Consider the following 18,910-nt stretch of genomic DNA (forward strand, 5'->3'; position numbering starts at 1 on the left):
GTCGTCGTGATGATCCCGGCGACGGTGAGGCCGATGACGAGGCCTGCAAAGCCGGGCGGCGCCCTCTTGTCCACGGCCACCCCCATGATCGCGAGCATCAGGAGGAAGGTGCCGATCGCCTCGACCAGGACCGCCTGCGAGAAGGAGATGCCCGGGAAGGGTGCGGTCGCGCCGAGACCGCCGATAGTGACGGCGTCCATGCCTGCGCAGGCCGCAAAGGCGAAACTCGCGCCGGCCGCGCCGATGAGTTGGGCGGCGATGTAGGGGACGACCTCCCGCGCCGGGAACATCCCGGCCGCCCAGAGGGCGATCGTCACCGCGGGGTTGATGTGCGCCCCCGAGACCCTGCCGAGGGCATAGATCACCGCGGCGATCGCGATGCCGAAGGCGAGACCGATCGCAAGCCAGTCCCCGAGGCCGCCGAGGGCGCCGATCCCGATGTTGAAGGGGTTCGGCGTCTCCGCACCATGGGCGATCATCAGGGTGACGGCCGCGGCCCCGGCACCGAAGAAGACCAGGACGAATGTCCCGATCAGTTCGGCGACGCTTCTTTTCAGGAGGGAGACCATTGGTCTCTCACTCCTGAAGGGCGGCATGGCATTCCGGACAGAGGATCCTCGGGAGGGCCCTCTTCATCTTCTGTGCCGGGAAGGGGTATCCCCCCTCCCAGAGGTCCACATCGCTCCGGATCATGTGGTCGGTGCAGAGGCCCATGCCGCAGACGATGCAGATCCCCGCGGCCTCGGTCGTCTTCCCCTCCTGTGCGCAGATATAGCATTTCATCGCACTCACCCGCGGCGATGCCCTCAGACCGCCTCTCTCCACTGACAGTACTCGTGCCTGAAGTCGACCATCGAGGCCGAGGCGCAGTCCTTGCAGGCCCGCACCGGGGCTGCGATCTGCTCCGGGTGAAGGGCGATGATGTTCGTCATCATCGTCGCCGTCACCGGTTCGCTCGTCAGCAGACAGGGGTAGTCGGCGAGGCGCATCAGGGCCGAGTAGCGTACGGTGATCGCCGAGGCCGGATAGGCGTAGCGCTGCGGGTTCATGATCACCTCACTCTCATGGATGGGCGCGAGGTCCACAGGGAAGCCCGCAGCCTTTGGAGTCAGCAGGTCGCCGGACCCGTTCCTCTTCCTCCGTGCGGCGTCGAGCATCCGCCAGCCGCGCCAGATCATGTCCATGAAGTCGCAGTTGTGGAGTTCGGCCGCGGCGCCGCGGGTCGGGTACAACTGCACGAAGTTGTGGAAGCGCTTCGTGAGGAGGTCGACGACCATCGGGGCGTTGAAGCCGTCGAGTTCGAGGATGTACTCGGTCGCCGCCGCCGACGACCCCGTGGCGATGGAGAGGAGCTGGTACTCACTTTTGACTGTGTCCAGGGCCGCCCGCACGCTCCTGTCCATCACTTCGGTCACCGCCTCGATGATGCCCATCACCACGTCGTCCTTGCACATGTTGAAGGTGGACTGGGCGATGTGGTGCGCGATGTCGCCGACACAGTAGGCCGGGACGGTGACGATGTTGCCGTAGTGGACCCCGCCGTCGATCGCGGCCTTCACGAAGGGTTCGATGTCCTTTTTGTACCCTTCCATGTACTTCGCCGGGTCGAAGGAGGTCATCCCTGCCTTTTCCATCAACTCGACCTGCGCCCGGACAGGGTGGTCGTAGATCGCCTGGAGTTGTTTGACCTCCTGCTTCGTGGCGTCGGCAAGGGTCTCCCCTGCCTCCACGGCCTTGGCGAAGACCTCGCCGATGCCGTAACTGGTGTTCATGCCCCAGGACTTTGCCGCCAGGATCGCCTGCCTGTGCTCTGTCGGGATCTTGACGGTCTGGAGGATCTGGTTGACGACATTGGACGTGCTGCCCGGTATCAGGGCGAAGTCGACGACACAGGTCGGGCCGTAGAACCCGGCATACCGCCTCGCCGCCTCGCGGCCGATCAGGGCTTCGGACTTCCCGATTGCCTTGATAAAGGCGTCCATGCTCTTCCTGAATTTCGGGTCCTCGGCATAGAGGACTTCGAGGACGGCAGGCGTCTGGTAGTGCTCGACAAAGGGGTCGTCCTCTGGCCTGACATAGTCGGTGAGCGCGGAGAGGTTCCTGTAATGGGCCTTCACAGACTCCACATGGAGGTCGATCACCGCCTTGCTCTGTCCTTCGCTGGCCTTCATCTTCGCCGCGGCGTCGACGTAGGCCTTGCCGTCCTTCACCTTGAATGCCGTGCCGCGCTTCTTTTTGATCGTCTCCACGTCGGCGCGCTGCGCCGCCATGGCCTCGTCAAGGATTTTCGTATAGATCTCTTTCATGCTTTTCTCCTCCTGCAAAATGGTCGCATCTTGCTTCCGCTCTGGAAGCATTGTTCCCTGGCATGTGCCGGTATCAAACAGATTGAATCAACGCGAGCGAACGACTGAGAGAAACTGAATGCCGGATGGTGTCTCTGTGCCGGCCCCCTGCCGCTCGCTTCGGGGTCTGGCCTGTGGTGACGCCTGCCTTTTCGTGCAGCCGCCCTGTACTTTCACCTCCTTACAAAGCGTGAATGGTTCAGCCATTCACATAATAGTTTCTATTGTGGTATTATCCGTGAATGGGCTCTTCTGCGATGAAAATACGAGGCAAAATCCAGACAATTTCCAGCCCCTCTCCCTCCCCCTCCCCGATACCAGGGGGGCCGGGAGAGGGGATGACATTACCTTCAATCATATGTGGGCTCAGAGGGGGTTGAGTCCTGCCGGATTTCACCCTGTTCCGCACACGGACTCCGGTATGCCCGGATCTCCGGATCTCCCCGATATGGCCCAGAACGAGAGGTTTGATCCCCTGATTAGAGGCAGATAAAGGCGTATTTGATCCGGGCGTGTCCCGAGGATCCCCACCCTCACGCCGACATGCAGGCACCACAGGGATAGGATGAGAGGGATTTTTACAGGCCTGATTTTCTCTGTTATCCTCGCAGCTTCGATCAAAAAAGAGGTGGATGGCCCCTTTTCAGGGCCTCAGTATCTACGGAGAGTGCTCACGCCCGTTTTTCGCCGATCCGGCCTTCCGCGGCCTTCAGGACCATGCCGATCATCCCGGGATATGAGACCCCGGCGATCTTCGCCATCTTGGCAAGGTGGCCGTCCCAGCACCATCCTGGATTCGGGTTCACTTCAAGGAGTTTCGGTTCGCCGTCGGTCGAGAGCCGCCAGTCGAGGCGGGTATAGTCGCGGCTGCCGAGCCTTCTCGTCATCTGCACGCTCCACTCGATGATCTGTTTCTCGGTCTCCTCAGGGAGGTCGGCCTTGATGGAGGTGATCTTCCAGTACGGCGAGTCCTGAACCCACTTTGCCTCGTAGCCGCAGATCCTCGGAAGTTCGGGCGGGAGGGCAGAGTAGTCCTCTTCGATGATGGGCAGGACCGTGTACGATTCAGGCGGGTTGCCGATGATCCCGACAGAGAGGTCGGGGCCGGTGAGGTACTCCTCGACCAGGATCGGCTTCTCGAACCCGAAACGCGACCTGATCGACGAGATCGCACGCGTCAGATCTTCGAACGAATACGCGACACTCTTCTCGGTGATGCCGAAACTCGAGTCCCCTGAGTTGGGCTTCACGATCGCGGGCAGCCTGAAGGGGATCTCGTAGGCGATCTCTTCGCCGCGGACGAGCACCGCCTCGGGCACCGGGATGTGCATCTCCCGGGCCACGCCCCTGACAAGCGACTTGTCGTAGCAGAACGCGAGGCACTGGGGGGCCGACCCGGTGTACGGGATCCCCATGACCTCAAGGAGGGCGGGGACATGCAGTTCCTTCCAGGGGTCGTTGAGGAAGCCCTCGTCGCAGAGGTTGAAGACGTAGTCGGTCTTGCTGCGCAGCCTTTCCAGGTCGGCGACAAGGGTCTGGTGGTTGTCAAGGAAGGCGAAGCGGTATCCTTTCAACTGCTTCAGCGCCTCTTTGAGCCGGTTGATGGTGTCATAGTCGTCCTCGTCGAAGACACAGTCCGGCTTGACGTCGTCCCTGAGGCGCGGATCGCCGAAGATGACCGTCACCTGCCGCACGTCAGAGGCCGCACCCTTCGCAGGCTCTGCCCATGCCTTGGCGATCGTGCCGGTGACGACGATCCGCCTCTCCATCATGCCGAGGTCCTGGTTCCGTGCCGACTCGGTCGCGATCTCGCCGTGCCTGCCGATGTCGGAGAACCCGGCCGAAGAGATGAGTTCTTCGATTTTTTCTCCGGTGTACAGCCGCTCTGCATAGAACTGGTCGGCGATCACCCCCTTCTCCACATGGGTGATCACCTCCCGGGAAATGAGCCGCGCCCCGTCTGCCGAGAGGGACCGCTCCCTGCATACGAAGTGTTTTTTATCGATCCATTCCCAGGAACGCTTCTGGAAGTTGTCCCTGAGATATCCGCCGTCAGAGATGTCGATGAGCACCCTGCCATCCGGTTTGAGCACCCGTGCAACCTCGGCGAGCACCAGGCGGTCGTCCTCCCCGCTCTCGAAGTAGCCGAAACTGTTCCCGAGAATCATGACGGCGTCGAAGGTGTCGGTGCGGTACGGGAGACGCCGTGCGTCCCCTTCCTTGAACCTGACATCCAGCCCCTCCTTCTTTGCGGAGGCCCGCGCCTTCTGGACCAGGTAATGAGAACGGTCGAGCCCTTCGGCGGTGAAGCCGCGCCTGGCCAGTTCGAGGGTGTGGCGCCCCTGTCCGCAGCAGACATCGAGGATACGATCGTCCTTCCTGAGGCCGGCCGCTTCTGAAAAGAGGTCTATCTCCTTTACCGTCAGGGTGTCGTCGCCGACCACGTCGCCGTCTGTCTTGAGGTAGAGGTGGTTGAAGATCCCCCGCCACCACTCCGGCGGGACATGGGCTTCGAGGTTGTTCACCGGACCAAGCGACCGCTCCTGCACTTTTTTCTTCTTCCCGTCCGAAATGGAGGTTGGCTTTCGTTTGTTCATTGAGGCAGCACTCCAGCATGCACATATGGTCGATCCAGCCCGGATTTTTCCGGGTACAGGTGGTATGCCCGGTGCGGTACTGAAGATCCCATCTGCTATCGTGGTGGATGGTACTACATAGGGTTTTGCCGGAGGCCTGGAGGCGAACCCCTCATAATGCCGCTTCCTGGCCCGTGCAGGCAGGCCCCCGGCAAGAGCGCGTTCCTGGAAAAAAGGGAGCGATCAGGGCGCGCCCTGACCGCTGCTTCCGGCAGGTGCCGGCGGAGTGAAGACCCTCATGCCGAGTTCTTTGTCGAGCATGAGAAGGGCGTTCGTGTCGGTGCCGACTCTCTTCAATTTGCCCAGGATATCGGTGTCGTTCTCCTCCTCCTCGACCTGCTCGTCCACGTACCACCGCAGGAGGTTGGAGGTGGCGTGGTCTTTCTCTTTTGCGGCAATATCGACGAGGTCGTAGATCATCTTCGTCACCTTCTGCTCGTGGGCATAGGTGGCCTCGAAGACGGCGAGGGGGGAGTCCCAGGTGTTTGGCGGCGCCTCGATCTGGAGCATCGTCAATCTCCCTCCCCGTGCAGCACAGTAATCGAAAAATTTCATCGCGTGGAACTGTTCCTCCTGCACCTGGACCCGCATCCAGTTCGCAAAGCCGGGCAGGTTCTCCGCCGAGAACCAGGCCGCCATCGAGAGGTAGAGGTAGGCCGAGTAGAGTTCCCGGTTGATCTGCCGGTTCAGCGCCTCAAGCATCGTGTGCGAGATCATGACATCACCAGACTCCCCCTGGGAGAGACAGGATATATAGTTTTTGAAGGGGCCGATCCCCCTGAAGGGCGATTGTCGCCGGTATCTCTATGTCCTCTCCTGAAGAATGGCCCTGATCGTGCGTTCCCGCTCCTCAGGCCCGGCCCCCCCCATCGCGGGCCAGGGGTCGACGGGTACCTCCTCCTCGTAGAAGACGCCGAGGGCGATGGGTGCGTCGGTCGAGTAGTCCCATTCTCTCGCCTTAGCCGTCGCCCCGCTCAGGTCGCCTGTCTCGTGCCCTTCGAGCAGATAGACCCGGTCGTCGTAGTACTCCGTCAGGTTGTTGTAGGTGGCGCAGATCTGGAGCACGTCCACGAAGGAGAAGCCGCGGTGGAGGACCGCCGCCTTCAGCACCTCCCTGAGGTGGTCCATCTTCCGCGTGTATGTCCGGGCGACGAATGTCGCTCCCGATGCGAGCATCAGTGCGACCGGGTTGATCGGCCGCTCCCTGATGCCGCCTGGCGTCGAACGTCCCCTGAAGCCCTCGTACGAGGTCGGAGTGTACTGGCCGGTGGTCAGGCCGTAGACCCGGTTGTCGTGGATGATGGCGGTGATGCCCTGGTTCCTCTTCGCCGCAAAGACGAGGTGGTCGAGCCCTTCGGCATAGGCGTCGCCGTCGCCGGCACAGGCGATGACGGTGAGGCCGGGGTTTGCGAGTTTGATCCCGGCCGCCACCGGGAGGGTCCGGCCGTGGATGGCATAGAAACTGTTGACCGCGAGGTAGTCGGCGATCTTGGCATGGCAGCCGATGCCGCTGACGAGCACGAAGTCCTCGGCCCGCCTCCCCTCCTCTGCGAGGTCGGCGAGGACGTCCTTGAGGGCGTGTTCGATGGCGAAGTTCCCGCAGCCCGGGCACCAGGTGTTCTTCGCCCCGGTGATCCAGATCATGCGGTCACCTCCTGCAGGCGCCTCTCCAGCTCTTCGAGGGCGAAGGGTCGGCCGTCGTACTTCCCGACGACGGCGTCGGCCCTGATGCCGTGGAGGGACGCAAGACGGGCGAGCTGGCCGGTGACATTCTCCTCCACCGCGACGATCCGCCCGGCCCCGGCAAGTGCGGCCTTCACCTGCGCCTCAGGGAAGGGCGAGAGGACGACCGGCCTGACCACCCTGAGGCCGCGGCGCCCTGCGACCTCGGTGCAGACGCCGGCCGTCGAGCCCCAGCACAGGAGGGCGGTTTCTGCGCCGGAGTCGCCGGCGGTCGCCACGCAGGGGTAGCCTTCGAGCACCCGTGCGGCTGTCGTCCCTTTCTCCTGGAGTTTTTCTGCCATCCGCGCAATGACTGCCGCGTCTTCGGTGGTGATGCCGCGGTCGTCGTGGGCATAACTGTTCACCTTCACCATCGCTCCCGCGGTGCCGGGGAAGGCGAGGGACGAGACCCCGCCTGTCCCGGCCAGGTATCGCCTGTACTCCCCCTCCCCGTCCCAGAGGGACGGCCCCAGCACCGGCCTTTTCTCCGTCTCCCCGAAGGAGAAGATCCCCTCGCCGAGGTTCTTGTCGGTGAGGAGGACTGCCGGAGTCTGGAACCGCCAGGCAAGGTTCATCAGGGCGCCGGCCCAGTACCATGCCTCCTCGGGCGTGCTTGGCGCGGCGACGATCCGCGGGAACTCGCCCTGCCCTGCGGAGAGGGCAAAGAGGAGGTCTCCCTGGCCTGAGTATGTCGGCACGCCCGTGCTCGGGCCAGGCCTCTGGGCGAGGACGACGAGCACAGGTATCTCGGCCATGCCTGCCAGGGAGAAGCCCTCTGTCATGAGGCAGAACCCGCCGCCCGAGGTGCCGACAGCCACGCGCCGGCCAGCATAGGCGGCGCCGAGAGCCGTGAGCATCACTGCGATCTCGTTTTCAGGGTGGACGACGCTGATGCCGAAGCGGTCGGCAAGTCCTGCGAGAGTGTGGAGGATGCTCGACGAGGGTGTCATCGGGTAGGAGACATACCCCTCCAGGCCGGCGTCGAGGAGGCCGAGGGCGATCGCTTCGTTGCCGGTGAGGGCCGGGAGAGGTCTCTTGCCGGTCGCGGGAAGGCGCAGCACCTCCCGTGACACATCGTAGCCGCGGCGTGCGACCCGCAGGTTCGCCTCCTGCTCTTTCGGGATCGCCCGTGCAAAGACCTCTTCGACCGTTGTCCAGGGGATCCCGCAGGCCCTGCAGAAGGCCCCGATGATCGCGGAGTTCCGGGTGATCGGCGGGGCCCTTTCCTCTGTCACGATGGCGTCGAGGTCCACGCCGATCCCGTCGCCCTTCACGACGCCCGCGTCATGGATGACCTCGCCGCCCTCCCTGAGCCGGTCTGCATGGCGCCGCACCGTTTCCTGGTCCATTGCAAGGATGAGATCGACTTTCTCCCTGTGGCAGTGGACCTCTTCCTCCGCCGCCCTGATGACCGCAAAATTATGCCCCCCCTTGATGAGAGAGGGGTAGTCGTAGTACATGTACGCCCGCAACCCGCATGCCGAGAGGATCCGGACGACGACCGAACCCGCGATATTGATCCCTTCCCCTGCCTTTCCACCGATGAGTATGGAGATCTCCTGCATCTTCAGCCCCACCCGGAGAGGTGAAGAGTTCCAGATATAGTTTTGCCCGTTCTGGCACAATGCTCAAATAGAGGAAATTCAAAGATGAAAGCATGAAACGCGTTGCTCTTATGCTTGTTCTGGCAGTACTGGCAGTTTTTGCCCTCTCTGCCGGATGCACCGGATCGTCGCCCGCGGCGACCCCGACCCCGACCGCCACACCTGCGACGACCGTGCCCGTGACGACTCAGACGGTCTCCCTCGAACCGTCTGGAACCGATGTCATCCCTGCCAACTACTTTGTCAAAGCCGAGGCGGCGAAGGACCCGATCTACCGCGGCATCACCGTTACGTTCAGCGGCGGCCTCGGCCAGGAGAATGTGAAGGAGTTCACCGCCACCGTCACCCGCTCTGACGGCAAGACGGAGACGAAGTCCCTCACCAAGCCCTCGGGCCGCTCCCTCTCCAGGGGGCAGAGCCTTGAGTTTAACGGAACGGCCGGCGACGACCGCGTCCAGGTCTGGGTCGTGATGGACCGGCCGCTGGGCACGGACGCACAGACGAAGTTCAAGATCTGGGACAATGTCCTCGGTGCCAAGGGGACGAAGTAATCCTTTTCACTCCTTTTTTCTGACCGTCCACCTGAGCAGGACGCCGTCGTCGATCTTTTCGACACCCACAAGTTCAAGGCGCGGAAACGCGTCCTCCGCGACAAAGCCCTCCCCGTCCGCAGGTGTCGGTGCGTCCCTGCCGCCGATGACGACCGATCCGACATAGGTGATGAGTTCGTCGACAAGGCCTGCCCTGAAGAGCCCCCAGATGAGTGTCCCCCCTCCCTCGACCATCAACCGACCGATGCCGAGGGCGCCGAGTTCGTCCATGAGTCTCCCGAGGTCGACCCACTCCTCCCCTGCGACGATCACCTCTGCCTTCTCCCTGAGGGTGCTGACTCTGTCTGCGGGTGCGGACGCAGAGACCGCAATGATCCTCAGCCCCTCTCCCTTCATGAGGATGTCGGCGTCAGGCGGCGTCCGTGCCGCCGAGTCGACGATGATCCGCACCGGGTGTTCATCACGCCCTCCCTCTCTGCGCGCGGCCCTCAGGTCTGCAGACTTGACTGTGAGGGATGGGTTGTCAGAGAGGATGGTGCCGATTCCCACCATGATGCCGTCGGCGACGGCCTTGAGTCGGTCGACACGCTGAAAATCGTCTGTTCCTGAAATCTTCACCTGGCGCCGCTCTCGTGTCGAGATCTTCCCGTCGGCGCTCATTGCAAGGTTGACAAAGACATACGGACGCATGTTCTGAGGTTTTGATCCGCTCTGATTTATTGTGCGCGTTTTCTTATTTCAACGCCGTTATTTTTTGAAATAAAAAGAAGGCAATATATAATCGTTGGATTCACATTTCTGTGCGCATGATGTCGAGGGATTGGAATGCCCCCATGATCTCCCCCTGGGACCTGAGGCGGTGGCTGTACCTGATCGGGATCAACGGTCCGCTCTTCGGCCTTCTCTTCCTTATCGTCCTCTATTCCCTCATGCACACTGCGGGGTTCGCCATATCCTATCTCTACTATATCCCCCTCGTGGTCGTGGCAACCTGGTACTCGAACAGGTCGATATGGACGGCCGCGGCACTCTCCTCCGGGTACACGGCAGTGACACTCTTCCTCGCCTTCGGCGGCTATGCCGTTGACCCGGTCATTCTCTTTCTCTTCACCATGCTCTATCTCTGGGGGATGACGGCTGTCACCCTCTTTGGCGCCGGGTCAGGCAGAATTCCAGGCTCGATCCTGAAAAAAGGCCCTTCCTTTTTTTTCGACGCAAAAAGCCTCCAGATCACCCGGGCCGATCCCGCCCTCGCCGGGATCCTGGGTCTGTCGGTTCACGAGATTTCAGGCATGCCCCTTGCCTCGGTCTGGGAAGATCACACTGATCTGAAGACCTTCTGCGGGGTGCTGGAGAGGGGGGCCGCGGTTCTCCACTACGAGACCTTTTTCCATGATCCTTCGGGACGACCGGTGCCTGTGCTTCTCTCCTGCGTTCCCGGCATGCCCGAGCACCGGTGTTCGGTCCTTGATGTCGCCTCCCTGAAGGCGTTCAGGGATGCACGTTCGGCCGGGGAGGCCGCGGTCAGGATGTGTGCCGCAGAGGCCGAAAGGCGGCAGGACTTTATCACCACGGCGGCCCACGAACTCAGGACTCCTCTCCAACCGGTCTTCGGCTACCTCTATCTCCTCCTTGAGGATAGGCAGAAGTACGGTCTCGATGACGAGGTCTGCCGTATTCTCGGGATCTGTATGGAGAATATCAGCCGCGAGAAGAATGCCGTGAACAGGATGCTGGAACTGAGCCTTCTTGAGGGGGGGAAAGTATGGTGCGACCGTGCCCCTGTCGACCTTGCGGGTATTGTCGGCGAGGTGCTCGCCTGTCATGACTCTGGCGACGATGTGTCGATAACCCTCAGGATCCCGGAAAATACGGTGATCGATGTGGACCATGACCAGTTCTTCATCGTTCTTGAGAGCCTCATCACCAATGCCGTCCGGTACAGCGAACCCCCGAAAGTCGTCGAGATCTCGTACGCCGAGGACGGGGCCGCCCGGTACGTCATGGTGAAGGACAATGGCATCGGGATCGAGCCCGGGAAGATCAGGACAATCTTTGAACCATTTTATCTTGCCGACGGGGAGAGGACGACTCGCACCTTCAACAGGATGGGGCTCGGTCTTTCCATCGCCGAGAGATATGCCCGCCTGAATGGGGGAGAGATCCGGGTCGAGAGCGTGCCTGGTGAGGGAAGCACATTTACGATCGTCCTGTGGCAGGGATGCGATCATGGGGCGTAGGATCCTGGTCGTCGACGACGACCGTCCCACCCTTGAGATGGTCTCGCTCCTCCTTGAGCGAGGCGGGTACGAACCGGTCGTCTCAGGGAATGCTGCAGAAGCCCTCGGGATCGCCCGTGTTTCCAGGCCTGACCTGATCCTCCTCGACGTGCTGATGGAACCTCTCAACGGATGGGAGTTCCTCGACGCACTCCTGGCCGATCCCGCCCTCTCATCCCTTCCGGTGATGCTCTTCACCGCCTGCCCCCTCCTCAAGGGGGAGCGCGAGAAATATCGCGGACATGTCATGAAGGTTCTCCAGAAGCCCGTGTACCCGCCTGAGTTGATGAGTGCTCTGGACAGGTTTTTTGCCTGAAGTGTGTTAGCACCTCATTTAAGGTTACGAAAAGCGTTTTTTCCGTAACATCCTGCCCCCGATCTACGAACCGCGAGATCCTTATTTATATTCAAACTGTCTTTTCCAGATCGTCAAGGGGGTGACGGGTCGCGGTGCTGTCATGGGGTGATGTCGTCGTCCGCATGCTCTCTGATGAATCGCTCATGAAACGAAGTTTCAGGCGGTTCTATGAAAAATATCGGGGGTGTTTTTCATGGTAATCTTTGTTGTGAAAACAGGAGAGATAGAAGATGAAATCTGTGCTCTGTACTGCCCTGGTGCTCCGCTCCCTGCGGCCCCTATCAGGAGTAGAGCGCCTGGGGGGCGATGGGCGACCCGCTCATCTGTCCATTTCCATGGAAGGACTGGGCGACCTATATCGTCTATACCGTGAACAGCAATGCTGATTGAACTCTGTGCGGCCGGGTGAGGTCTTCCCGGCCATCTTCTCTTTTCTGGTGGATGCGCGGGGGTGCCGCCCCAATGGTAGGTGCTTCCTCCTTTCCTGCCCGGGATCCGAGAGTTCTTATCGCTCGGTCGCACACCTGATACAAACGGGATATGTCGATGGATTTCAGTGCACTGTTCATGGATGCCGCGGCGTACACACAGGGTGCGTTCTGGGGCCGGTGGAAGGATGCGCTCGCGTTGCTGGTCAGTCTTGTCCTCTTCCCCGTCTTCTTCGGGCATATCACGCGGATACTGCGCGGGGAGGAGCCTGCACCGCCGGTGGAGTGGTCGTTGCGGTCGTGTGTGGACGGGATAAAGCTCCTCGTGATCTGGTTCGTCTACACCACCCCGGCGTTTGTGGCCGGCATTCTGCTCTTCGGGTACGTCGCCGTCGTGTACGAGATTGAGGGCGTGAATGCGATCGAACCGGTCCTTCCCGAGATCATCGGTGGTTTTCTTGTCGTCTTCGTCGTCTATCTCTTCACGGCCCTGATGGCAAACCTTGCAGGGGTCAGGTTTGCACGGGAGCGGAGATTTTTTGCCGCATTTTCCGTGAGGAAGATCTGGGGGCTGATCGATCGCCTCGGCTTCTGGGACTATGTCATTGCGGTGGTGCTCATCTCGGCCTTTATGAACGCGATCGTTGCCGTCATCGCGCTCATCCCCCAGGACGCTGTCGTGTTCGTCCTTGAAGTGCTGGCTTTCATCCCTCTGTTCATCTTTCAGGCGCGGTATTTTTCCCGCATCTATGACCTGGCGACGGAGTGAGGGGGCCCCTCCCTCCTCCATGTCAAGTTATATTAACATGGGTCGCGAACACATGTACTTACACAGTCCATGGATCGAAGCCGTTTTTTCCTCTGTATTGCGCTGATCGCCCTTGCAGAGGCGGCTGTCTTCGGGGTAGCCCTGGTTGCTGGCTATGACAACCTTGCCGAGTTATCCTTCTATGTCGCCCTCCTCCTGATGTTTGTCTGTCGGCAGCGGGTGAAAGGCGTGCTCTGGGACGAGCGCCTGGCGAGACTCGACGAGCAGGTGGCCCTGAAGACCCTGCGGGTCGCCCTGTTTTTGATGCTCTTTTTCGGGGCAGGTTTTGTGGTCTCCGGTCTCCTGCTTCAGCTGGAGCAGGCCGTCAATGACGGGTTCTTCCTGCTCTCCCTCTCGGGCGGGATCATCCTTCTGTACCTGATCTTCTGGATCCTGGCGATGAAACCGTACTGGAGCGAGGGTGAGGATGAATAACCGGGTCAAGGTTTTCAGGGCGATGCACGACCTCACCCAGGAGCAGCTAGCCCTGGAGCTGGGGGTGACGAGGCAGACGATCATCGCCATCGAGAAGAAAAAGTACGACCCCTCCCTTGACCTCGCCTTCAAGATCGCCCGTTATTTTGGTGTCACCATCGAGGATGTCTTCAGCCCTGACACTGTCGCCGGGGACTGAGGAGCATCCGGTTCCGGCGGTGTCGGTCCGTCTTTTTTTGAAAATTTTTGCTCTGAAACATTTGCCTGCTCAGAGAGTCTTTGGTTCTCTGTCTTCTCATGCTCGCTATCGTTCGCACCTCGAAGAGTCCGGTCCATTGTATATCCGCGGCCTGACAGGGAACGGGGTCGTTTCGAAACAAAAAAAAGCGATAAAAAAAGTCATGCGCCGAAAAACCGGGCCGCCCGATCGCCACGCAAGTGAAGTGGTGATGTGCGTGCGGTGCGGTCGGGCGGAAATCCATCTCTGGTGATGACGGACCAGGCGGTCCCCACGACCGCCTGATCTGAGGTGTGTGCAGGGAGGTGCTCTCTCCCGGCCTCAGATGAGGCCGAAGAACATGCTGATGATCGCCATGACTGCCGGGGCGATGAGGGCCTTTCCGAGGGGGAGGTCATGGGCGTGGAGAAGGCCGTAGGCCTCGATCACGACCGACCAGATGAGGACGACGAAACTGATGATGGCGGTGACGGCCATGAAAGGGGCCATCGTGCCGAGCGCCGCCACCCCGCCCGTGACGATGGCGTCGACGTCAGGGTGGTAGATGAGAAAGACTGCGAGCGTCAGCAGGCCTGCGAAGACCTGCAGGAGACTTGCATAACCGACCGTGGAGAGCGTCGACTTGAACGACCCGGTGCCGCCGAGGAGTTTCACGATCCCGTGCATGACGAGGGACCCGATCGCCCAGGCGAAGAGCGTCATGAAGACGGCGACAAGAGCAGCGCCGGCGCCGGCGATCATCTGCATGGTGGCCGGGTCGACGTCGGGGACATCGATCGTCATTGAAGACGCCATGAGGTAGGCTCCTGCTCCAGCGATGAGTGCTGAAACGAGGACAATCAGTGCAGGGAGACCGATTCTCTCCCTTCCTGCACCCAGCGCTCCGAAGAAGCGGTTCGGAGCGATGAGAACGTTAATCAGGGAAGTGTCATTATCCATTATCTATTCACCTGGAGAGGGGTCGCCTCTGCGGCCCCTGCTGCAGATCAATGTACGTCCGGTGTGACTATATGAACACTTCTATTGACAAATGGTAAGTTATTAAATACAAAATGTACATAGTGTTTTACACATCTGCGGGGCCGGTGCCCCGCGCCGGAGTTACTCATATGCATCATCGTACAGGCCTTGCCCTTATCATCGGGCTGATAGTTCTTGTCTGCGCCGCAACCGCCGGATCCACGTCTGGAGTTGCATCGCAGGTCTCGGTTACGAAGACCAACATCGAACCCGGGTCTCTCATGCCCGGCGACATCGCCACCGTCAGCATCGAGGTGACCAATGGCGGCACCGATGCCGTCCAGATCAGTCGCGCCTTCCTTGAAGATACGATGGTCCCCTCTGTCGGCGAACAGGTCGGCAGCAATGTCGGCACCCTCGGTGCCGGTGCGAAGCGGACCTTCACCTACACTGTGAAGGCCGGGACAAACACCCACACCGGCACCTATTACCCCTGGTTCTACCTGGACTTCGGTGAGGGCGGCAGCCTGAGCACCCATATCCCTGTCCCGGTCGACGAGACCCCGGTCACCGTCCTTGTCACCTCCCGCCCTGACTCCTTTGTCGAGGGCAAGAAGGAACATATTCAACTGGTCATCGGCAACCCCCGCTCCTCTGAGATCAGCGGCGTCTCCGTCGTGCCGGTCGGCGACGGCATCGAGGCAGTCCAGACCGGCCACTTTGCCGGTGCCATCCCGCCCTCAGGCACTGCCAATCTCACCTTCGACCTGACGGCCACGAAGGAGACCACCCTCGGGTTTGAGGTCACCTACCGCACCGGCACGAACACCCACACCACCCGGATAGAGATCCCGGTGGTCTTTGGCGACGCCAAGACGATGGCCCACCTGGTCGTGAACAACATCGAGGTCAAGGGCGGGTTCGGTTCGTACTCGATCGGCGGTGACGTCACCAATGCCGGTCTCACCACCGCGCGGGGTGTCGTCGTCACCACCGGCGACCCGGCCGTGCCCGAGAACCCGTACCCCGAATATGTCCTTGGCAGTCTTGAGGCCGACGATCTGTCGAGCTTCGACCTCAACTGCCGTGTCGAGAACGCCACAGAGATCCCCCTGCTGATCTCGTTCCGGGACGCGGACGGCACCCTGTACACGCAGTCGACCACCGTCTCCCTGGACAAGGCGGGAGGATACGTCCAGAAGAAGGCCCCTGAGGGTGCGGAGAATGCGGATGCCGGTCTCCCCCTGCCTGTCATCGCCATCCTCGGCGTGCTTGCCATCCTCGCCTGCGGACTGATCGTGAAGAAGACCGGTCTGATCGACGACCTGAGGAACTCACGGAGGCCATGATGGACGAGGAGGCGGTCATCAGCCTCAGGGACGTCACGAAGATCTACCCCCTGGCCGCGGGGGACGTCACATCTCTCGACCATGTCTCCCTGTCGATACCGAAGGGGGACTTCGTGGCGATCATGGGGCCGTCGGGTTCGGGCAAGTCGACTCTCCTGAACCAGATCGGCTGTCTTGACACCCCGACCGCCGGGGACGTCATCATCAACGGCGTAAACACGAAGGACCTCTCCGACGATGCCCTCACCGAACTGCGGCGAGACTCCATCGGGTTCATCTTCCAGAAATTCAATCTTATTGCCGTCCTCACGGCGCAGGAAAATGTGGCGTACCCCTATATTGTCAAGAACCGGCGGCGTGACGACGGCGGGAGGGCCGCCGCCCTCCTGGAAAGGGTGGGGATCGACGCGGGCCATGCCGCCCATACCCCGAACGAACTCTCGGGCGGGCAGCAGCAGCGGGTGGCGATCGCCCGGGCTCTCATCAATGACCCGGCGATCCTCCTCTGCGACGAACCGACCGGCAACCTGGACTCGACGACCAGCGTGCAGATCATGGACCTTCTTACCGAACTGAACCAGGGCGGGAAGACCATTGTGATGGTCACCCACGATCCCTCCACCGCGACATATGCCAACAGGGTGATCAGGATCAGGGACGGGAGGATTGAGGAGTCATGATCTTTGCCGACATCTACATGGACCTGGCAAAGAGGAACGTGCGCCTCCACTTTCTCCGGTCCCTCCTTGCGGTGATCGGGATCGTCATCGGCGTCTTTGCGATCACCTCGATGGGGATCATGGGATCGGCCCTCCAGGTGGCGGTGACAAGCGACCTCGCCGAGAAGGGCGGGCAGCTGAGTATCTACCCCTCGTCGTCAGGGATGGGCGTCTTCGGGGTCTCCTCGGAGAAGAGACTCATCACCGAGCAGCAGTTCTCCAAGATCAAGAAGGCGAGCGGAAAGAACCCGGTCGTCCCGTTCCGTTCGAGTTATGTCAGGTACTCGACGAAAGGGAAGGAGAGTTTCGCCTCGATCTACAGCCTTGCGCCCGACGACCTTCCGCAGGTGGTGGAACTTGAAGACGGCGTGATGATCCGGGGCGGGAGCCGCGCCCTGGTCTCGGCCTCGATCGCCAAGGAGTACGACCTCAGGGTCGGGAGCAGGGTCAAGGTCGGGGACGAGGGACACGAAAAGAGTCTCCTTGTTGCCGGCATCCTGAAGGACAGCGGTTTCGGGAGCGGGATCTCCACCTACAACTCGATCATCGTTGCCGACCGCCTGTACGACGAACTGGAGGGGAAGGCGAATGGCTACGACCAGGTGCTGGTCATGGTCAGGGACATCGACGAGATCGACGGGGTGAAGGATGCGATCGAGAAGAGTCTCAACGGCAGGAAGAAGACTGTGGAGATCATGGACCTGCGGGGCCTGATCGAGTCGATCAACTCCATCATCGGCACAGTCTCCCTTGTGGTGACCGGCATTGCCGGGATCTCCCTTGTCGTCGCCGCGGTGAGCATCTTCAATGTCATGATGATGTCGGTGAACGAACGTATCCGTGAGATCGGCATCCTCAAGAGCATCGGTGTAAAAAGAGGCGAGATCAGCCGGATGTTCCTGTACGAGGCGGCGATCCTGGGGTTCATCGGCTCGGTGATCGGCGGCATCCTCAGCCTGCTCGGCGGTGGGGTGCTGATCATGCTGGTCCTGCAGGACATCTCATTCCTCTTCGCCCCCCAGTCCCTCCTCAATGTGGTCTGGGGTATGCTGGTGGGCACGGGAGTCTGCGTCCTCTCGGGCGTGTACCCTGCCTGGAAGGCCTCGAAACTCTCCCCGATCGTGGCGCTGGCGGCCGAGTGACGGCCTCAGCCCTGATTTTTTTCTGGCTCTGGAGAATTTTTGATCAGCTCACGAATGCTCGCACCCTTCACTATCAGGATAGGGGGGTGGATTGCAATTCTCCCTCTTCAGGATATCTGCTCTGTCTTCCCGGTCCCTATCCTAAGATCAGGGGACGACGAGCGATAGCGAGGAGTCCCCAGGCATAGATTGTGGGGAAGGCGGTGGACACGTGCTTCTCCTCATATGATGAGGAAGACACGTCGACCAGAGCACGCCCCTTCTACTCCGCCCCTCTTTTTTTCCTCCTGCTCTCGACGCCCGCCCTCTCCAGGGCATAACTGATCGCCCACCGCCCTCTGCCGAACTCCTCGCCCAGGACTTCGACGGCCGTCTTCTTCGTTGCGCCCTTCTTCGTGAGTTGTCGGTACCTCGTCCTGAGTCTCCGGAGGTCCTCCGGCCGCCACCTCTTCCTGAGGTTTGCCGGGCCGCGGACGACCGGGCGACGCACTGTCTCCAGGAGTTCGCCTGGCTGCACCTTCACCGTCTCCCGTACCCCGGCCTCGAAGATCGTCTCCGAGACCTCGAAGCCGACACAACGCCGGTTCAGCCCGATGGCCGCGATCGCCGTCGAGAACCCGCCGAGGAAGAGGTCGCAGACGAGGTCGCCCTCGTTGCTGCTGTACTGGATCATCTTGGTGAGGAGTGCCGTCGGGAGTTCGTTCTTGTTCTTCGCCCTGCCCGGTTTGTACTCCCGGTTGATGGTCCAGACGTCTTCCCGGTCAAGGTAGTTGAGGCATCCGCCGTCCTCTGCCCTCTCCTCCCTGCCGAAGCGCGCCTCCAGATTGAAGGTCCGCTTTCCCCCGGGCTTTTCGTAGAAAAGGATGTGGTAGTGGGATGAGACATATTTTCGGCTGGTGTACACGCCGAAGGGGTACTTCCAGATGATGTGGTTCACCTCCTCGAGGGAGGTCTGGCGGAGGGCGTGGAGGATGTGGTAGAGGTTTGTGTAGCCGGAGACGATATAGAGGGAACCGCCTGGCCTGAGGATCCGCTCGGCCTCCCTGATCCAGCCCTCGCTGAATGCCCCGTACTCCTCTTCAGGGACCTCGACGTAGCCATCCACCACGAACTCTTCGTCCCTGTTGTAGTGGCGGTCCATCCTGTCGCCATGGATCCCGTACGGCGGGTCAGTGATGAGCAGGTCGACGGAGTCCGTCTCCAGGTGCTCCGCGGCGCCGCGGATGCAGTCGCCGTTGTAGAAGAGGTTCCTGCCAATAGTGACCGATCTCATGTCCTCACGTCTGACCCGGCAGTGTATCTCTTTCCCTGTCCTGCCTCTAGTGATGTATTCCGG

The 18,910-nt window shown here is 61.0% G+C and carries 19 protein-coding genes; 9 read left to right on the top strand and 10 right to left on the bottom strand.

Annotated features, from left to right (window positions below; translation table 11 throughout):
* From PHP59_RS02915 to PHP59_RS02945, 7 genes are all read right to left on the bottom strand, one after another.
* On the bottom strand, window positions 1–569 hold a 569-nt coding region (locus tag PHP59_RS02915; RefSeq protein WP_300163317.1), incomplete at its 3' end, for an MIP/aquaporin family protein.
* 7 nt (window positions 570–576) lie between these two features.
* A complete protein-coding gene (locus tag PHP59_RS02920; RefSeq protein ID WP_300163320.1) occupies window positions 577–783 on the bottom strand; it encodes a DUF2180 family protein in 207 nt (68 codons plus the stop codon).
* Window positions 784–806: 23 nt separating this feature from the next.
* Window positions 807–2,306, bottom strand: coding sequence for a DUF2193 domain-containing protein (locus PHP59_RS02925; protein ID WP_300163322.1), 1,500 nt, complete (start codon window positions 2,304–2,306; stop codon window positions 807–809).
* 710 nt (window positions 2,307–3,016) lie between these two features.
* Complete coding sequence (locus PHP59_RS02930) at window positions 3,017–4,942, bottom strand: methyltransferase domain-containing protein (RefSeq protein ID WP_300163325.1); 1,926 nt, start codon at window positions 4,940–4,942, stop codon at window positions 3,017–3,019.
* A 222-nt stretch (window positions 4,943–5,164) separates the two neighbouring features.
* A complete protein-coding gene (locus PHP59_RS02935) occupies window positions 5,165–5,698 on the bottom strand; it encodes a ferritin (RefSeq protein ID WP_300163328.1) in 534 nt (177 codons plus the stop codon).
* An 87-nt stretch (window positions 5,699–5,785) separates the two neighbouring features.
* Entirely contained in the window at window positions 5,786–6,625 is an 840-nt protein-coding gene (locus tag PHP59_RS02940; RefSeq protein WP_300163331.1) for a thiamine pyrophosphate-dependent enzyme, read from the bottom strand.
* Window positions 6,622–8,268: a 2-oxoacid:acceptor oxidoreductase subunit alpha gene (locus PHP59_RS02945; protein WP_300163334.1), complete on the bottom strand. Its 1,647-nt coding sequence runs from the start codon at window positions 8,266–8,268 to the stop codon at window positions 6,622–6,624. The genes PHP59_RS02940 and PHP59_RS02945 overlap by 4 nt, the downstream gene beginning before the upstream one ends.
* Before the next feature lie 92 nt (window positions 8,269–8,360).
* On the opposite strand from PHP59_RS02945, the gene PHP59_RS02950 reads away from it, so the two are divergent.
* Complete coding sequence (locus PHP59_RS02950) at window positions 8,361–8,858, top strand: hypothetical protein (RefSeq protein WP_300163337.1); 498 nt, start codon at window positions 8,361–8,363, stop codon at window positions 8,856–8,858.
* Window positions 8,859–8,864: 6 nt separating this feature from the next.
* Here the strand turns inward: PHP59_RS02950 and PHP59_RS02955 are convergent, their stop codons facing one another.
* Window positions 8,865–9,548: a 2,5-diamino-6-(ribosylamino)-4(3H)-pyrimidinone 5'-phosphate reductase gene (locus PHP59_RS02955; RefSeq protein WP_300163341.1), complete on the bottom strand. Its 684-nt coding sequence runs from the start codon at window positions 9,546–9,548 to the stop codon at window positions 8,865–8,867.
* 143 nt (window positions 9,549–9,691) lie between these two features.
* Between PHP59_RS02955 and PHP59_RS02960 the strand changes: the two genes are divergently transcribed.
* The 5 genes from PHP59_RS02960 (at window position 9,692) to PHP59_RS02980 (ending at window position 13,365) form a co-directional block, all read left to right on the top strand.
* Complete coding sequence (locus tag PHP59_RS02960; protein ID WP_300163344.1) at window positions 9,692–11,098, top strand: PAS domain-containing sensor histidine kinase; 1,407 nt, start codon at window positions 9,692–9,694, stop codon at window positions 11,096–11,098.
* A complete protein-coding gene (locus PHP59_RS02965) occupies window positions 11,088–11,453 on the top strand; it encodes a response regulator (protein WP_300163347.1) in 366 nt (121 codons plus the stop codon). The genes PHP59_RS02960 and PHP59_RS02965 overlap by 11 nt, the downstream gene beginning before the upstream one ends.
* A gap of 588 nt (window positions 11,454–12,041) precedes the next feature.
* Window positions 12,042–12,692 carry a DUF4013 domain-containing protein gene (locus PHP59_RS02970; protein ID WP_300163350.1) on the top strand — a complete coding sequence of 217 codons (651 nt, stop codon included), beginning with the start codon at window positions 12,042–12,044 and terminating at the stop codon, window positions 12,690–12,692.
* Window positions 12,693–12,761: 69 nt separating this feature from the next.
* Window positions 12,762–13,166: a DUF2178 domain-containing protein gene (locus PHP59_RS02975; RefSeq protein WP_300163353.1), complete on the top strand. Its 405-nt coding sequence runs from the start codon at window positions 12,762–12,764 to the stop codon at window positions 13,164–13,166.
* Window positions 13,159–13,365 (top strand): helix-turn-helix transcriptional regulator, encoded by a 207-nt coding sequence (locus PHP59_RS02980; protein ID WP_300163356.1) that lies wholly within the window; start codon window positions 13,159–13,161, stop codon window positions 13,363–13,365. Before PHP59_RS02975 ends, PHP59_RS02980 begins: the two co-directional genes overlap by 8 nt.
* A gap of 360 nt (window positions 13,366–13,725) precedes the next feature.
* Here the strand turns inward: PHP59_RS02980 and PHP59_RS02985 are convergent, their stop codons facing one another.
* Entirely contained in the window at window positions 13,726–14,343 is a 618-nt protein-coding gene (locus tag PHP59_RS02985) for a YIP1 family protein (protein WP_300163359.1), read from the bottom strand.
* Window positions 14,344–14,513: 170 nt separating this feature from the next.
* Between PHP59_RS02985 and PHP59_RS02990 the strand changes: the two genes are divergently transcribed.
* Genes PHP59_RS02990 through PHP59_RS03000 form a run of 3 tightly spaced genes read left to right on the top strand, consistent with a single transcriptional unit; the run spans window position 14,514 to window position 17,574 of the window.
* Window positions 14,514–15,713, top strand: coding sequence for a hypothetical protein (locus PHP59_RS02990; protein ID WP_300163362.1), 1,200 nt, complete (start codon window positions 14,514–14,516; stop codon window positions 15,711–15,713).
* Window positions 15,713–16,393: an ABC transporter ATP-binding protein gene (locus PHP59_RS02995; protein WP_300163415.1), complete on the top strand. Its 681-nt coding sequence runs from the start codon at window positions 15,713–15,715 to the stop codon at window positions 16,391–16,393. Before PHP59_RS02990 ends, PHP59_RS02995 begins: the two co-directional genes overlap by 1 nt.
* A complete protein-coding gene (locus PHP59_RS03000) occupies window positions 16,390–17,574 on the top strand; it encodes an ABC transporter permease (protein WP_300163365.1) in 1,185 nt (394 codons plus the stop codon). The genes PHP59_RS02995 and PHP59_RS03000 overlap by 4 nt, the downstream gene beginning before the upstream one ends.
* Before the next feature lie 262 nt (window positions 17,575–17,836).
* Here the strand turns inward: PHP59_RS03000 and PHP59_RS03005 are convergent, their stop codons facing one another.
* Entirely contained in the window at window positions 17,837–18,847 is a 1,011-nt protein-coding gene (locus tag PHP59_RS03005; RefSeq protein ID WP_300163368.1) for a site-specific DNA-methyltransferase, read from the bottom strand.
* Window positions 18,848–18,910 lie beyond the last annotated feature (63 nt).

This window comes from Methanofollis sp., from assembly GCF_028702905.1.
Taxonomy (GTDB): Archaea; Halobacteriota; Methanomicrobia; order Methanomicrobiales; family Methanofollaceae; genus Methanofollis.

What these genes read in the sequence shown, in the direction of transcription:
- PHP59_RS02950 (WP_300163337.1), top strand. Translation starts at nt 8,361, where the DNA reads ATGAAACGCGTTGCTCTTATGCTTGTTCTGGCAGTACTGGCAGTTTTT.
- PHP59_RS02920 (WP_300163320.1), bottom strand. Translation starts at nt 783, where the DNA reads ATGAAATGCTATATCTGCGCACAGGAGGGGAAGACGACCGAGGCCGCG.
- PHP59_RS02975 (WP_300163353.1), top strand. Translation starts at nt 12,762, where the DNA reads ATGGATCGAAGCCGTTTTTTCCTCTGTATTGCGCTGATCGCCCTTGCA.
- PHP59_RS02955 (WP_300163341.1), bottom strand. Translation starts at nt 9,548, where the DNA reads ATGCGTCCGTATGTCTTTGTCAACCTTGCAATGAGCGCCGACGGGAAG.
- PHP59_RS02940 (WP_300163331.1), bottom strand. Translation starts at nt 6,625, where the DNA reads ATGATCTGGATCACCGGGGCGAAGAACACCTGGTGCCCGGGCTGCGGG.
- PHP59_RS02925 (WP_300163322.1), bottom strand. Translation starts at nt 2,306, where the DNA reads ATGAAAGAGATCTATACGAAAATCCTTGACGAGGCCATGGCGGCGCAG.
- PHP59_RS02960 (WP_300163344.1), top strand. Translation starts at nt 9,692, where the DNA reads ATGATCTCCCCCTGGGACCTGAGGCGGTGGCTGTACCTGATCGGGATC.
- PHP59_RS02945 (WP_300163334.1), bottom strand. Translation starts at nt 8,268, where the DNA reads ATGCAGGAGATCTCCATACTCATCGGTGGAAAGGCAGGGGAAGGGATC.
- PHP59_RS02990 (WP_300163362.1), top strand. Translation starts at nt 14,514, where the DNA reads ATGCATCATCGTACAGGCCTTGCCCTTATCATCGGGCTGATAGTTCTT.
- PHP59_RS02935 (WP_300163328.1), bottom strand. Translation starts at nt 5,698, where the DNA reads ATGATCTCGCACACGATGCTTGAGGCGCTGAACCGGCAGATCAACCGG.
- PHP59_RS02970 (WP_300163350.1), top strand. Translation starts at nt 12,042, where the DNA reads ATGGATTTCAGTGCACTGTTCATGGATGCCGCGGCGTACACACAGGGT.
- PHP59_RS02965 (WP_300163347.1), top strand. Translation starts at nt 11,088, where the DNA reads ATGGGGCGTAGGATCCTGGTCGTCGACGACGACCGTCCCACCCTTGAG.
- PHP59_RS02985 (WP_300163359.1), bottom strand. Translation starts at nt 14,343, where the DNA reads ATGGATAATGACACTTCCCTGATTAACGTTCTCATCGCTCCGAACCGC.
- PHP59_RS03000 (WP_300163365.1), top strand. Translation starts at nt 16,390, where the DNA reads ATGATCTTTGCCGACATCTACATGGACCTGGCAAAGAGGAACGTGCGC.
- PHP59_RS03005 (WP_300163368.1), bottom strand. Translation starts at nt 18,847, where the DNA reads ATGAGATCGGTCACTATTGGCAGGAACCTCTTCTACAACGGCGACTGC.
- PHP59_RS02930 (WP_300163325.1), bottom strand. Translation starts at nt 4,942, where the DNA reads ATGAACAAACGAAAGCCAACCTCCATTTCGGACGGGAAGAAGAAAAAA.
- PHP59_RS02980 (WP_300163356.1), top strand. Translation starts at nt 13,159, where the DNA reads ATGAATAACCGGGTCAAGGTTTTCAGGGCGATGCACGACCTCACCCAG.
- PHP59_RS02995 (WP_300163415.1), top strand. Translation starts at nt 15,713, where the DNA reads ATGGACGAGGAGGCGGTCATCAGCCTCAGGGACGTCACGAAGATCTAC.